The organism is Acinetobacter sp. ANC 7912, assembly GCF_039862785.1.
In the GTDB taxonomy this organism is placed as follows: domain Bacteria; phylum Pseudomonadota; class Gammaproteobacteria; order Pseudomonadales; family Moraxellaceae; genus Acinetobacter; species Acinetobacter thermotolerans.
In genome coordinates this window covers 466,653-479,496 of the sequence record NZ_CP156795.1, presented here as the reverse complement: position 1 = coordinate 479,496, position 12,844 = coordinate 466,653, and the positions used below count along the sequence as shown (strand labels likewise).

General features: G+C 46.1%; 13 protein-coding genes and 2 pseudogenes. 8 read left to right on the top strand and 7 right to left on the bottom strand.

The window, feature by feature from the left end:
- Nucleotides 1-16: 16 nt before the first annotated feature.
- The 6 genes from rplB to ABEF84_RS02310 form a co-directional block, all read right to left on the bottom strand.
- On the bottom strand, nt 17-841 hold the full coding sequence (gene rplB, locus ABEF84_RS02335; protein WP_034587479.1) for a 50S ribosomal protein L2: 825 nt from the start codon (nt 839-841) through the stop codon (nt 17-19).
- A gap of 11 nt (nt 842-852) precedes the next feature.
- The gene (gene rplW / locus ABEF84_RS02330; protein WP_034587480.1) at nt 853-1,173 is read right to left on the bottom strand and encodes a 50S ribosomal protein L23; all 321 of its coding nucleotides are present in this window, start codon (nt 1,171-1,173) and stop codon (nt 853-855) included.
- On the bottom strand, nt 1,170-1,772 hold the full coding sequence (gene rplD / locus ABEF84_RS02325) for a 50S ribosomal protein L4 (protein ID WP_034587486.1): 603 nt from the start codon (nt 1,770-1,772) through the stop codon (nt 1,170-1,172). Before rplD ends, rplW begins: the two co-directional genes overlap by 4 nt.
- Before the next feature lie 11 nt (nt 1,773-1,783).
- On the bottom strand, nt 1,784-2,422 hold the full coding sequence (gene rplC / locus ABEF84_RS02320; protein ID WP_034587488.1) for a 50S ribosomal protein L3: 639 nt from the start codon (nt 2,420-2,422) through the stop codon (nt 1,784-1,786).
- Nucleotides 2,423-2,482: 60 nt separating this feature from the next.
- The gene (rpsJ, locus tag ABEF84_RS02315; protein ID WP_000070912.1) at nt 2,483-2,794 is read right to left on the bottom strand and encodes a 30S ribosomal protein S10; all 312 of its coding nucleotides are present in this window, start codon (nt 2,792-2,794) and stop codon (nt 2,483-2,485) included.
- Nucleotides 2,795-3,066: 272 nt separating this feature from the next.
- Complete coding sequence (locus ABEF84_RS02310) at nt 3,067-3,801, bottom strand: type 1 glutamine amidotransferase (protein WP_034587490.1); 735 nt, start codon at nt 3,799-3,801, stop codon at nt 3,067-3,069.
- A 165-nt stretch (nt 3,802-3,966) separates the two neighbouring features.
- Between ABEF84_RS02310 and ABEF84_RS02305 the strand changes: the two genes are divergently transcribed.
- From ABEF84_RS02305 to ABEF84_RS02275, 7 genes and pseudogenes are all read left to right on the top strand, one after another.
- Nucleotides 3,967-5,169, top strand: a complete 1,203-nt coding sequence (locus ABEF84_RS02305; RefSeq protein WP_347453551.1) for a PLP-dependent transferase — start codon at nt 3,967-3,969, stop codon at nt 5,167-5,169.
- Between the two features lie 18 nt (nt 5,170-5,187).
- Nucleotides 5,188-6,738 carry a helicase HerA-like domain-containing protein gene (locus tag ABEF84_RS02300; RefSeq protein WP_034587491.1) on the top strand — a complete coding sequence of 517 codons (1,551 nt, stop codon included), beginning with the start codon at nt 5,188-5,190 and terminating at the stop codon, nt 6,736-6,738.
- A gap of 153 nt (nt 6,739-6,891) precedes the next feature.
- Nucleotides 6,892-8,100 carry an NO-inducible flavohemoprotein gene (hmpA, locus tag ABEF84_RS02295; RefSeq protein WP_034587492.1) on the top strand — a complete coding sequence of 403 codons (1,209 nt, stop codon included), beginning with the start codon at nt 6,892-6,894 and terminating at the stop codon, nt 8,098-8,100.
- Nucleotides 8,101-8,185: 85 nt separating this feature from the next.
- Nucleotides 8,186-8,626 carry an Rrf2 family transcriptional regulator gene (locus ABEF84_RS02290; protein WP_034587494.1) on the top strand — a complete coding sequence of 147 codons (441 nt, stop codon included), beginning with the start codon at nt 8,186-8,188 and terminating at the stop codon, nt 8,624-8,626.
- 102 nt (nt 8,627-8,728) lie between these two features.
- Nucleotides 8,729-9,505 (top strand): annotated as a pseudogene (gene yihA, locus ABEF84_RS02285) (ribosome biogenesis GTP-binding protein YihA/YsxC); the annotation flags it as partial.
- Nucleotides 9,506-9,745: 240 nt separating this feature from the next.
- Nucleotides 9,746-10,705 carry a metal-dependent hydrolase gene (locus ABEF84_RS02280; protein ID WP_347456346.1) on the top strand — a complete coding sequence of 320 codons (960 nt, stop codon included), beginning with the start codon at nt 9,746-9,748 and terminating at the stop codon, nt 10,703-10,705.
- 97 nt (nt 10,706-10,802) lie between these two features.
- A pseudogene (locus ABEF84_RS02275) lies at nt 10,803-11,222 on the top strand (VOC family protein).
- Here ABEF84_RS02275 and ABEF84_RS02270 read toward each other — a convergent pair.
- The gene (locus tag ABEF84_RS02270) at nt 11,219-12,454 is read right to left on the bottom strand and encodes a dicarboxylate/amino acid:cation symporter (RefSeq protein ID WP_347455506.1); all 1,236 of its coding nucleotides are present in this window, start codon (nt 12,452-12,454) and stop codon (nt 11,219-11,221) included. The pseudogene ABEF84_RS02275 and the gene ABEF84_RS02270 sit on opposite strands and share 4 nt — an antisense overlap.
- Before the next feature lie 199 nt (nt 12,455-12,653).
- Between ABEF84_RS02270 and ABEF84_RS02265 the strand changes: the two genes are divergently transcribed.
- Nucleotides 12,654-12,782 (top strand): hypothetical protein, encoded by a 129-nt coding sequence (locus ABEF84_RS02265; RefSeq protein WP_347453549.1) that lies wholly within the window; start codon nt 12,654-12,656, stop codon nt 12,780-12,782.
- Nucleotides 12,783-12,844 lie beyond the last annotated feature (62 nt).

Here is a 12,844-nt window from a genome sequence, read left to right as displayed (position 1 = left end):
CAGATTCCTTTACTTGTTACTTAACGCGACGGTCGCGAATAATCATCTTAGTCGTACGCTTGTTGGTACGTGTCTTGTACCCTTTAGCTTTTTGACCCCATGGGCTTACAGGTTGAATACCTTTGTTACGCCCTTCACCACCACCGTGCGGGTGATCGATTGGGTTCATCGCCATACCACGAACGGTAGGACGAACGCCACGCCAGCGAGATGCACCAGCTTTACCCAATGAACGAAGGTTGCTTTCTGAGTTAGATACTTCACCTAACACAGCGCGACATTCAACGTGTACTTTACGCATTTCACCTGAACGAAGACGAATGATTGCGTATGAACCGTCACGACCCAACAATTGAGCAGAAGCACCAGCAGAACGTACTAATTGTGCGCCTTTACCGATTTTAAGCTCGATGTTGTGAAGAGTAGAACCGATAGGCATGTTACGAAGTGGTAAGCAGTTACCTGGACGGATTGGAGCATCGTTACCAGATTGAACTGAATCACCAGCACGTAAACCTTTAGGCGCGATGATGTAGCGACGTTCACCGTCAGCATACTTCAACAGCGCGATGTGCGCAGTACGGTTTGGATCGTATTCGATACGCTCAACTACAGCTGGGATGCCGTCTTTGTTACGTTTGAAGTCTACGATACGGTAGTGTTGTTTGTGACCGCCACCAACGTGACGAGTTGTAATGTGACCGTTGTTATTACGGCCGCCAGTACGTTTTTTAGCTTCAACTAGTGGAGCATAAGGAGCGCCTTTGTGAAGGTGATCATGAACCACTTTCTCTACAAAGCGACGTCCTGGAGACGTTGGCTTACATTTTTGAATAGGCATAGTTTTCGTCCTTATTCCGCTGCGCTTTCAGCGGCATCGCCCAAGTCAGCCATTTCTACATCTTGGCCAGCTTTCAGGGTGACGTATGCTTTTTTAACATCAGAACGACGTCCTAATGTCTTACCAAAGCGTTTAGTTTTACCTTTAGTGATCGTAGTGTTAACTTTAACAACTTGAACACCAAACAATTGTTCAACTGCTTTTTTGATTTCAAGTTTAGTTGCATCAGTAGCAACTTTAAAAACTTGAACACCAGCAGTTTCACCTAAAACTTGTGCTTTTTCTGAGAAAACAGGTCCTTTGAGGACTTGATATAAACGTTCGTTGTTCATCCGAGTTCTACCTCAATTTTCTTAGCAGCAGCTACAGACATAACAACTTTATCGAACGCGATCAAGCTAACTGGATCGATAGCTGTAGCATCAACCACATCAACGTGTGGAAGGTTACGTGCAGCTAGATACAAGTTCTCATCAACAGCATCAGTAACGATTAATGCACGAGTTGCATTCAAGTCGTTAAGTTTTGCAAGCAATTCTTTAGTTTTAGGAGCTGCAACTGCAAACTCTTCAACTAGTACAAGGCGATCTTGACGAACAAGTTCAGCCAGGATGCATTGCATAGCACCGCGGTACATTTTACGGTTTACTTTTTGAGACCAGTCTTGTGGACGAGCAGCAAAAGTTTTACCACCGCCAACCCAGATTGGGCTACGAATAGAACCAGCACGAGCGCGGCCAGTACCTTTTTGACGGAAAGGTTTTTTACCACCGCCAGAAACGTCTGCGCGTGATTTTTGAGCACGAGAACCTTGACGACCACCAGCTAAGTAAGCTGTTACAACTTGGTGTACAAGTGCTTCATTAAATTCACGACCGAACGCAACTTCTGATAATTCAACAGCAGAGCCGGAAACAGTATTTAAATTCACGTTATTTCCCCTCAGGCCTTGATCGTAGGACGAACAGTTACGTCGCCACCAGTAGCGCCAGGAATCGCACCTTTAACTACTAGAACTGAACGTTCTGTGTCGATAGATACAATTTCAAGACCCTGAACAGTTACGCGTTCTGCACCAAGGTGACCAGGCATTTTTTTGCCTTTGAACACGCGACCAGGAGTCTGGTTTTGACCTGTAGAACCTAGAACACGGTGAGAAACAGAGTTACCGTGAGTAGCGTCTTGAGTACGGAAGTTCCAACGTTTAACACCACCTTGGAAACCTTTACCTTTAGACTGACCAGTTACGTCAACGATTTGACCAACTGTGAACAGATCTACACCGATAGTAGCGCCAACTTCACGACCTTCAAGCTCAGCTTCTGAAACGCGGAATTCTTGAACCAGACGACCAGCAGCAACACCAGCTTTCGCAAAGTGACCTTTCTGAGCGTTAGTTACGCGTGATTCGCGACGTTCACCAGTAGTGATTTGAATCGCTTGATAACCATCAGTTTCAAGCGTTTTGATTTGAGTGATGCGGTTAGGATCAACCTCAATCACTGTAACAGGCACAGAAACACCAGCATCTGTGAAGATGCGTGTCATACCGCACTTGCGACCGACTAAACCAATAGCCATGTGCATAAACCTCTAAAAAAGCGGCCTAATTAACTCAGAGTGTTAATTAACCCGAAAGCCTTAACCCAATGCGATCTGAACATCAACACCAGCTGCAAGATCTAACTTCATCAATGCATCAACAGTTTTGTCTGTTGGTTGAACGATGTCGATCAGACGTTTGTAAGTGCGGATCTCGTATTGGTCACGCGCATCTTTGTTAACGTGTGGTGATGTTAAAACGTTAAAACGTTCAATGCGTGTAGGCATTGGAATTGGACCGCAAACTTGTGCGCCAGTACGTTTTGCTGTTTCTACGATTTCTTGAGCTGATTGATCAATAAGACGGTGATCAAAAGACTTAAGACGGATACGAATTCTCTGGTTAGACATACCAGTAAACTCCAAGCCAAATATATAAAGAATCACTCTTGACGCATCTCACCCCACTATTCCAAGGTAAGTGTCAAGAGCAGTGAATTATCACTAAGGTCATGATCGATGCCACGACTGTAACGATAGTTAACTACTTTCTTCGCAGTTAACCCCCTTCCTATTGAAGGGTGGCCTATTATAGCCATTGTTTAATGCATAAGCAAATCCCTTTTATAGCTTTAGGCTTATTTTCATTTTATCCACCAAATCAATAGCTTGTTTTTCATGCACTAGGCGGTTTTTTCTACCACATATTCAATGGCACGATTTAATAATTGATTTCCTTCAATAAAATTGCTTTTTGGGCTTTTTCGTAACTCATGCGCAGACTGTACATATTTCCCCTTAAAGTGAGCCAATTCATCATCATCCTCCAAAAAGAGCTGCAAGGTTTCCGGAGTAATTTCCGGATGGAACTGGAAACCCAAAACATTCTTGCCCAATTGATACATTTGATTCCGACAGGCTTCATTTTCCGCCAGATGAATCGCGCCTTTTGGAATTTCAAAAGTCTCGCTATGCCACTGCAGAATCCTGAATTGTTCAGGCAAGCTAAAGCATTCTTCCGGCACATTCTTGACTTTGCTGACTGACATCCAGCCCAGTTCCTGTTCTGAATTACGACTGACTGCTGCCCCCAAAGCATTGGCAATCAGTTGCCCCCCCAGACACAAGCCAATCGCCGGTTTACCTTGTGCCAGATAGCGCCTTAACCAGCGTTTTTCGATTTTCAGCCAAGGATAATTTGCCTCATCATTCACGCTCATGGTACCCCCCATAATGATAAGCAAATCAACCTCTTCTACATCAGGCAATGCCTCAATATCCAGCGGACGATCCACCGGTAAAGCAAAAAATTCAGTCGCTGTAATGCGCGCCTGATGCTGCTTTAAAAAATCAACACAACTACCGTATCCTTCACCAGCAATATGCTGAAAATAATGTACTCGTAAATGCGACTTCATGCGCTACAACCTATTCTTGTATCTATATGTATGTGCTTGGTTTTGCAAAAATGAAGCCAACTTTTATTTTGTATAAGCTTTTTAAACAATTCATAACCTTAGTAGCGTGAAATCGCATATTCTCTTAAGCTAAAACTGTTTTTGACTCCAGAGATGAGCAATAGCGTGAAAAAAAATCCACAAACCGCCTTGATTCATGCACCACGAAAGGCCCCTCAATACGTTTCTACGGTTCAACCTCCCCTCTATCGTGCATCCACGATTATTTTCCAGAATACGGATGCCCTATTTAATCGCCACTGGACTGATGACTATGACTATAGTTATGGCACGCATGGCACACCGACAACCTTTACCTTGGGCGACAACATTGCCCAGATTGAAGGTGGCCTGTATCACCTGCTGGCACCAAGCGGTTTATCCGCGATTAATCTCGTGAATTCTTGCTTTTTAAGCCATGGTGATGAGGTCTGGGTGCCGGACAATATTTATGGCCCGAATATGGAGCATCTGCGCAATCTGGAAACCCATTACGGTATTCAGGTGGAAGTCTATAACCCGCTACATGTCGACAGCTTTAGCCCATCAAAAAAAGCCAAGCTGCTGTGGCTGGAAGCTGCTGGTTCAGTCACCCTGGAATTCCCAGATCTGAATGGTTTGGTAAAAAAAGCTAAAGAACACAACATCCTGACTGCCCTGGACAATACTTGGGGTGCGGGACTGGCCTTTAATGCCTTTGACTTCGGTGATGAACACCTGAGTGTCGACATTTCCGTACATGCTCTGACCAAGTATCCAAGTGGTGGCGGTGACATCCTGATGGGTTCAGTGGTAACCCGTGACAAGGATCTGCATCACAAACTGTTCCGTGCACATGCGATCCAAGGTATTTCTGTATCCGGTGATGATGTCGCACAAGTGCAACGCAGCCTTCCATCCATGCAGCTGCGTTATGAACATCAGTCCAGCAGCGCAATCAAAGTACTAGCCTGGCTGAAACAGCAGCAGGAATTTGTCCAGGTATTGCATCCAGCTGATCCACACAGCGCCGGTCATGAATACTGGAAAGAAATTTGCAAGCAAGGTCATAGTGCCGGGCTGGTCAGCGTGATTTTTGACAGCAAATACCAGCTGCAGGATATCCGTAACTTCTGTGATGCTTTACAGTTATTTAAGTTAGGTTTTAGTTGGGGTGGCCCTGTCAGCCTAGTCATGCTATATAACTTAAAAGAAATGCGTGTGCTGGAACATTCACATTTAAAAGAGGGTTTCTTGGTGCGGTTCTGTATCGGTCTGGAACATCCGGAAGATCTGATTCAGGATATTCAACATGCATTACAACAGATGAAAAAAGTGAAAAACGAATAAATAACAACAGGAAAATATATGGGTACACCAATTGTCATTGCAAAAAAAACCAGTGATACCACGCAAGAAATTGTGCTGCATTCACAGCTCGCTAACCGTCATGGACTGATTGCCGGCGCCACCGGAACGGGAAAAACCGTGACCTTGAAAGTGTTGGCAGAAAACTTTTCCCGGATTGGTGTACCCGTATTCCTTGCTGATGCCAAGGGCGATGTCTCCAGCTTGGCCAAGCCGGGCGAAAATAATCCTAAATTTAATGAACGGGTTAAAAGCCTGAATATCGATTCGGTTCCTTTTGAAGCATCTCCTGTCGTATTCTGGGATCTGTTTGGCGAACAAGGCCATCCGATCCGCACCACCATTTCCGAAATTGGGCCGCTTCTGCTTGCCCGTATCTTGAACCTGAATGACACCCAGGAAGGCGTACTTTCCGCCGTGTTCCGGATTGCTGATGATCAGGGCTTGTTGCTGATCGACTTTAAAGACCTGAAAGCCATGCTGAGTTATGTCAGCGAACATGCGGCAGACTTTAAAGCGGAATATGGCAATCTCTCTCCTGCCAGTCTCGGTGCCATTCAACGCAACCTGCTCGCGCTTGCTGATCAGGGTGGCGATAAATTCTTTGGCGAACCAGCCTTGGACTTAATGGATTTCCTGCAAACGGATAGCCAAGGCCGCGGTAACATTAACCTGCTCGCTGCCGACAAGCTGATGAATACACCAAAACTCTATGCCACTTTCCTGCTGTGGATGCTGTCGGAACTGTTTGAGCAATTGCCAGAAGTCGGTGATGTGGACAAACCGAAACTGGTGTTCTTCTTTGATGAAGCCCACCTACTCTTTGATAATGCCAGCCCTGCCCTGCAGGACAAAATTGAACAGGTGGTGCGTCTGATCCGCTCCAAAGGTGTCGGGGTTTACTTTGTTACCCAGAATCCGCTGGATCTACCGGAAAGTGTCTTAGGACAACTCGGCAACCGTATTCAGCATGCCTTACGCGCCTTTACCCCAAAAGACCAGAAAGCGGTCAAAACGGCAGCAGATACTTTCCGAGCTAATCCGGAGTTTAAAGTGCAGGAAGCCATCACTGAACTTGCTGTGGGTGAAGCCCTGATTAGCTGTCTGGATGAGAAAGGTACTCCACAAATTGTGGAACGTGGTTGGATCATGCCACCGCATTCCTCTTTTAGCCCGATTACACCTGAAGAACGTAAAGCTTTAATGCAGCAAAGCATCGTGGCGGGCATTTATGAGCAGCAGGTCGACCGGGATAGTGCGTACGAAATGCTGCAGAATAAGGTTGCTGAACGTCAGCAACAGGCACAAGCCGCTGAGCTTGCCAAGCAACAAGCCAAAGAACAGGAAGCCCTGGTTAAACAGCAAGCCAAGGAACAGGAACGTCTGGCGCGTGAACAGCAAAAAGAAGCCGAACGTGCAGCCAAGCAGCGTGAAAAGCTAACTCAGGACATTGTCGGGACTTTTGCCAAAAGTGCAGCGCGCAGTCTGGGTAGCAACACTGGGCAGAAAATTGTCCGTGGCTTATTAGGTTCCCTCTTCGGCCGTAAATAACCTCTCCTTTCTCCGATCAAAAGCATCATTTTTATGGGATATTTTTATATCCCATAATTTTTTCATGGTTTTAATTTAAAGATGTATTGTAAATACATCTTTAAAGATGTATTGTAAATACATCTTATAAATAACAGCCATGAGAGATCAGCTATGACTCCACAGCAAATTGAACTTGTAAAAGCCACTGTTCCTGTTCTTCGTGAAAACGGCGTTGCGTTAACTGGTTATTTCTATAACCGCATGCTGGGCAATAACCCGGACCTGAAAGAAACTTTTAATATGGGTCATCAGCGTAGTGGTGCGCAGGCACAAGCCCTAGCCGGTGCGGTACTAGCATACGCAGAAAATATTGAAGATCCTTCTGTGCTGTTACCTGTGGTTGAGCTGATCGCACACAAACACGTGAGCCTGAACATCAAGGCACCGGATTACAGCATTGTTGGGGAAAACTTGCTGCATTCCATCAGTGAAGTGCTCAACATTTCAATGGATGATCCACTGATTGAGGCGTGGGCTGCAGCCTATGGTCAACTGGCGGATCTGTTCATCGCGACTGAAAAAGCGATTTACGACCAGCATGAACAAACTAAAGGTAGCTGGTTAGGCTGGCGCAACTTCAAGATTGCCAAGAAAGTGGTGGAAAGTGACGAAATCACTTCCTTCTACCTGGCTCCAGTCGACGGTGGTCCTTTACCAAAATATGAAGCGGGCCAATACATTTCAGTACGTGTATTCATACCTGAACTCAACCTGAGACAGCCACGTCAATATACGCTTTCAACTTGCCCACAAGCAGATTACCTGCGTATTTCAGTAAAACGTGAAGACCAGAAAGGTGACATGGTACCAGGCTGGGTATCTAATACTTTGCACAGCCTGCCAGAAGGTTCGGAAATTGAAGTATCTGCACCAACAGGTAACTTCTACCTGATCGATCCAAACAAACGTAATGTGTTTATCAGTGGTGGTGTAGGTCTGACTCCTATGGTCGCCATGCTGAACCAGCTGGTGACTCTGGATATGCCACAACCTGTAACTTTCATTCATGCCTGCCGTAGCAAACAGGTACATGCGATGAAACAGCACATTCATGAGCTAAAAGCAAAATATCCACGCCTGCATACAGTAACTGCCTACGAATTCCCACATGCCAGTGACAAGCTGGGTGAGGATTATGATTTTGCTGGCCGTCTGGATCTGAGCATAATTGACCGTGCACTACTTCCAGAAAATGCCGACTATTACCTGTGTGGTCCAATGCCATTTATGGCGGCACAGCATAAAGCCCTGGTTGCTCGAGGCATCCCTGCCGAGAATATTCACAGTGAAGCCTTCGGTACTGGTGGTGTTCGCCACTAAGCAGTCAGCTTAAACTGAAAGCATACAAGGGCTAGTCTGGCTGTGTTAGACTAGCCCTGACTTTTATGAAAACTCCTGTTTTATAATGCAGTTAAATAAATTTACCGATTACGCTTTACGGATTCTTATGTACATCGCCCAGCCGAAAGAAGTGCCGTACAACATTGCGGAACTGGCAAATGAGCTGCAGGTGTCGGAGAATCATGCCATGAAAATTGTACATTTTATGGCGAAGCAGGACTGGCTGATTACCACTCGCGGCCGTGGCGGCGGCATTCGTCTGAATCCGCTCACCCTGAAAATTCCCCTAGGTCAAATCGTACGAGTCCTGCAACAGGACAGCCAAGTGGTGGAATGTAATACCCCACCCTGCGTGCTGCGGAGTAACTGTGGTCTGAAAGGTATTCTTGATAATGCTGTGGAACAGTTTTATGCCAGTTTAGATCAATATAGCTTGAGTGATGTCGTGACTCCATTGCAGGGGCACTACAGCACCCAATCACCGATCAGTCTGATCAATCTTTAATTTTCCTTTCATTTCTCCCTATATGACTTTTGCGGAAAGTTCGCTTGCCCGGATGACTTCCTTTATAATGGCTGCTTGTAAATTTAAGTTTGAAGTTGAGCCATGCACCACAGCAGAGGAAAGTCGAAAAACAGTAAGGCAGCCAATGCCCCAAAGCAAAAGATTAGCTATGCCAAAAAAGTTGATCCGGCCATTACTGAATATTCGCGGCACGCCCTCAACTGGCTGCGCAAAGCTGAATTTTTAATGAGTGCACCAAAGCTGAGTCTTTGTGTGGAAGATACCGGTTATGAAGTGGCATTTGCCGGCCGCTCTAACGCAGGTAAATCCAGTGCCATCAATGCCCTGACCAACCAGAAACAGCTGGCGCGTGCGTCGAAAAAGCCTGGCCGTACCCAGATGATCAACTTCTTTAGTTTGGGCAATCCGGATCAGCGTCTAGTCGATTTGCCGGGTTATGGTTATGCTGCGGTACCGGAAGCGATGAAAATCGTCTGGCAGAAAGAGCTAGAAAATTACCTGGTTCACCGTAAGAGTCTGCAAGGCTTGGTGTTGCTGATGGATATCCGCCATCCACTGCAACACTTTGACGTGATGATGCTGGAATGGGCCTATTCGCGTCACCTGTTCGTGCATGTGTTGCTAACCAAGTCGGATAAACTGAACCGTGGTCCTGCTTCCAAAGCCTTACAGGAAGTTAAAGCCCAGCTGAAGAAAATGAAGCTGGATTTCTCGATTCAGCTATTCTCCTCTCTAAATAAAGAAGGACTGGAAGAACTGGCAAGCGTCATGGCCGGTCGTCTGAACTATACGCTGGATCAGTCCAATGACTTTGATCTGGATGCTATTCCGGAAGCGTCATTGCATGATCTGAACCAGACGGATGCACCTATTGAATCTGTTGAGCTAGAAGATGAAGAAGCAGACGCAGAGCAAGCCGATGAAGTTACTCCTAGCGAATTAAATGCCCTGGACGAGCCAATCGAAGCTGATAAATCAGAGATTGTAGAACAGGATCCACAAAAATAACCCGAATGTGTTCCATCGGATAAAAGAATGTCCCGTATTGCCTACAGCCGTACGGGATATTTTTTTCATACTGACTTTCTACAAGCAGTGATGGATACACCGCCATGTCTTTACTTTCCCCGCTTCAAAACAAAAAAAATTGGCTCTTCAATCGCCTATTTCATCCAGCCACGCAAAGTCAGATTTGAATGGCAAGACACGCCGATAGACTGGATTCCAGATCAGCCTTTTGCCAGCTACTTTGTGAATGAAATTAATAATATTCTGCCAGCTGGTGAATTCTGGTTCTGCCGACTATATAACAAAGTGCTGCCACAGATTACGGATGAAAAACTACGAGCTGATGTGCAAGCCTTTATCCGCCAGGAAGCTATGCATGCGCAGGCACATAACTCCGCAAACAAGGAATATCTGACTGAGCGTCAGATTGATATCCAGCGCAATCTGGAGATCATGAATTTCCTGTTTAACAAGCTGCTGGCAGACCAACCACTTGGACTAAAAATTCCAAATATCGCAGCCCATCAATGGGACCTGTTCCGACTCGGCATTATTGCCACAGTCGAACACATGACCTGTGTCCTTGGAAAATATGCGCTCTACAATACTGAATGGGAGCGGCTCGGTACCGACCCGAATATGCTAGATCTAGTCAAATGGCATGGCGCAGAAGAAATCGAGCATCGCAGTGTCGCCTTTGACCTTTACCGGCATCTCGGTGGCAGTTATTTGGCCCGCTATTATCTTAGTATCGTCGTGATTATTGGGGTGATTGGACTATGGGTCGATGGTGCCGCGCATCTGTTGTCACAAGATCCACGTTTTAAACAATACAAACCTGCGGTGTATAAACCATGGATCTGGAAAGAATGGTGGCGCATTTCCCAGCAGGACAATCGCCTGTTGCCAAATCCTCTGTGGCTGGTGTCTCAACAGTTGGGTTATATGATGCCGTGGTATGACCCAGTGCATGAGGCCAATACCGAGGATGCGCTACATTATCTGCAACATTCCGCTGCAGCAAAACGCGCTGGCCTCAAAGTCGCCTAAGCCCTTTCCTTTATTACAATTTCGAACAGCAGGGATATTTCCCTGCTTTTTATTTGTCCTAAGATAGAACGATAACAATCATCATCAGGATAGAGCTATGCAAGCCCGGATTTCAGTGATTACCCTGGGAGTCAGCAACCTGCAAACATCGCTGCATTTCTACCGGGATGGCTTGGGCTTTCCCAGCGAAGGAATTATCGGTCAGGAATTTGAATACGGCGCCGTGGCTTTTATCGACCTGTAGTCAGGGCTCAGACTGGCACTCTGGCCACAAAACAGTATTGCGCATGATACTGGACTGGAACTTACACCGATGTGCCCAACACAAATGACCATCGGTCATAATGTCTATAGTCCACTGGAAGTCGATCAGGTGATAGCACAAGCTGAACGTGCTGGCGCCAAAATAATCAAGCCTGCACAAACGACTTTTTATGGCGGCTATGCAGGCTATTTTCAGGACCCCGATGGGCACTTATGGGAAGTGGTGTTTAACCCAAGTCTAGAAATGGATTAATCCAGCTGTGGTTCGCGGGTATGCCGATCCACCACTACACTAATCATCATATCCCCTTGCACATTCACCACCGTGCGCACGGTATCTAGCAGACGGTCAATCGGCAGCAGAATAGCAATCGCTTCAGCAGGTAACCCCACCGATTGCAGTACCATGATCATGGTCACCATGCCTGCACTTGGAATTCCCGGTGCGCCTAAGGAAGCAATCATCGCAGTAGCACAAACTACCAACTGCTGACCTAAAGTCAGATCCAGCCCCATCAGATTAGCAATAAACAAGGCTGCAGCTGCTTCATACAATGCTGTACCATCCATGTTCAGCTGAGTACCGAGTGGAATCACAAAACCTGCAGTATGTGGACGTACACCGAGATTTTCCTGTGCACATTTCATCGACAGCGGCATGGTGGCGGAACTGGAACTGGTGGCAAAAGCCGTAATCAGCGCAGCACGAGTCCCTCTAAAGAATGTGATCGGATCCATCTTGCCGAAAATCCACAGCAATAATGGCAGCACCACGGCACCATGGAAAATCGTGGTACCGGTGACCACAGCGGCAAACTCAGCCAGGCGACTCAATACGGTAATGTCTTCCGTCGCGATCAGCTTGGCCAGCAAGGCAAAAATCCCGAACGGTGCCAGTTTCATCACCCAGCCAATCATCAGCATCATGATGTCAAAGAACTGAATACTCAGCTTGCGTACGGTACGGAACTTGTCCCCGCCTGCGACCAGTGCCACCCCCAAAAAGAGTGCAAATACCACCACCGCTAGCACATTGCCATCAGCAAAAGCCTTAAACGGATTAATCAGGGTATTCTGGATAAAGTTGGTAAAGAACGATGACGGCGTTAAGGTATCCGGTGTTTGATGCTGAGCCATCGCTTCCTGGAACATCAGTACATCCACGCCCTTGCCGACATTAAACAGATGGGCACAGGTCAGTCCCAGAATCAGTGCCAGTGTAGTTGTCGTGACACAACAAGCTAGCGTGATTTTCCAGGTCCGGCTCAGCTGACCACCCGCTTGTAAATTAGAGACCCCAACTACAATCGAGCTAAAAATCAGCGGAATTAGCAGCATTTTCAGCAAGCCGATAAAGATACTGCTGATAATACCAAGACCATACAGGCTGGTGCTTCCAAAGCCAGTTTGTGGAAAAAGTGTCAGTAAAAAACCAAATAGAACACCCAATACAGCGGCAATTAAAATCTGTGTATTTAAGCTCATCTTGATCGACGTTTTAATATTGAACTTAAGCGGCACTATGCCATGCAAGTGCTGGATAATCGAGTAAAATTTTATAAATGCTTCGCAGTAAAACCGCTTTGATTATGCATTTAAGACATATCGCAATGCGCTGATTTTTGGCATGCAATGTGCTTTATAAGTGCAATAAGTTTGCGTTTAGAAAAGGAAAGAAGTGTTCATGAAAAAAATGATGATTGCTGTTGCACTGATTTGCAGCATTGGGCAGGTTTTTGCACATTCTTCGGGCAATAAAGATCAGCAAGGTTGTCACAAGCATTCAACGAGTGATGTGCCACATTGCCACTAAGCGTGTGAGATGCTCATAAAAAAAGCCGGAATCAAATCCGGCTTTTTTTTATTTTTTTGAAT

Coding starts and splice junctions, on each gene's coding strand:
- ABEF84_RS02290 (WP_034587494.1), top strand. CDS start 8,186: ATGCAGTTAAATAAATTTACCGATTACGCTTTACGGATTCTTATGTAC.
- rplC (WP_034587488.1), bottom strand. CDS start 2,422: ATGGCTATTGGTTTAGTCGGTCGCAAGTGCGGTATGACACGCATCTTC.
- ABEF84_RS02300 (WP_034587491.1), top strand. CDS start 5,188: ATGGGTACACCAATTGTCATTGCAAAAAAAACCAGTGATACCACGCAA.
- ABEF84_RS02280 (WP_347456346.1), top strand. CDS start 9,746: ATGGATACACCGCCATGTCTTTACTTTCCCCGCTTCAAAACAAAAAAA.
- ABEF84_RS02310 (WP_034587490.1), bottom strand. CDS start 3,801: ATGAAGTCGCATTTACGAGTACATTATTTTCAGCATATTGCTGGTGAA.
- rplB (WP_034587479.1), bottom strand. CDS start 841: ATGCCTATTCAAAAATGTAAGCCAACGTCTCCAGGACGTCGCTTTGTA.
- ABEF84_RS02270 (WP_347455506.1), bottom strand. CDS start 12,454: ATGAGCTTAAATACACAGATTTTAATTGCCGCTGTATTGGGTGTTCTA.
- hmpA (WP_034587492.1), top strand. CDS start 6,892: ATGACTCCACAGCAAATTGAACTTGTAAAAGCCACTGTTCCTGTTCTT.
- rplW (WP_034587480.1), bottom strand. CDS start 1,173: ATGAACAACGAACGTTTATATCAAGTCCTCAAAGGACCTGTTTTCTCA.
- ABEF84_RS02265 (WP_347453549.1), top strand. CDS start 12,654: ATGAAAAAAATGATGATTGCTGTTGCACTGATTTGCAGCATTGGGCAG.
- rpsJ (WP_000070912.1), bottom strand. CDS start 2,794: ATGTCTAACCAGAGAATTCGTATCCGTCTTAAGTCTTTTGATCACCGT.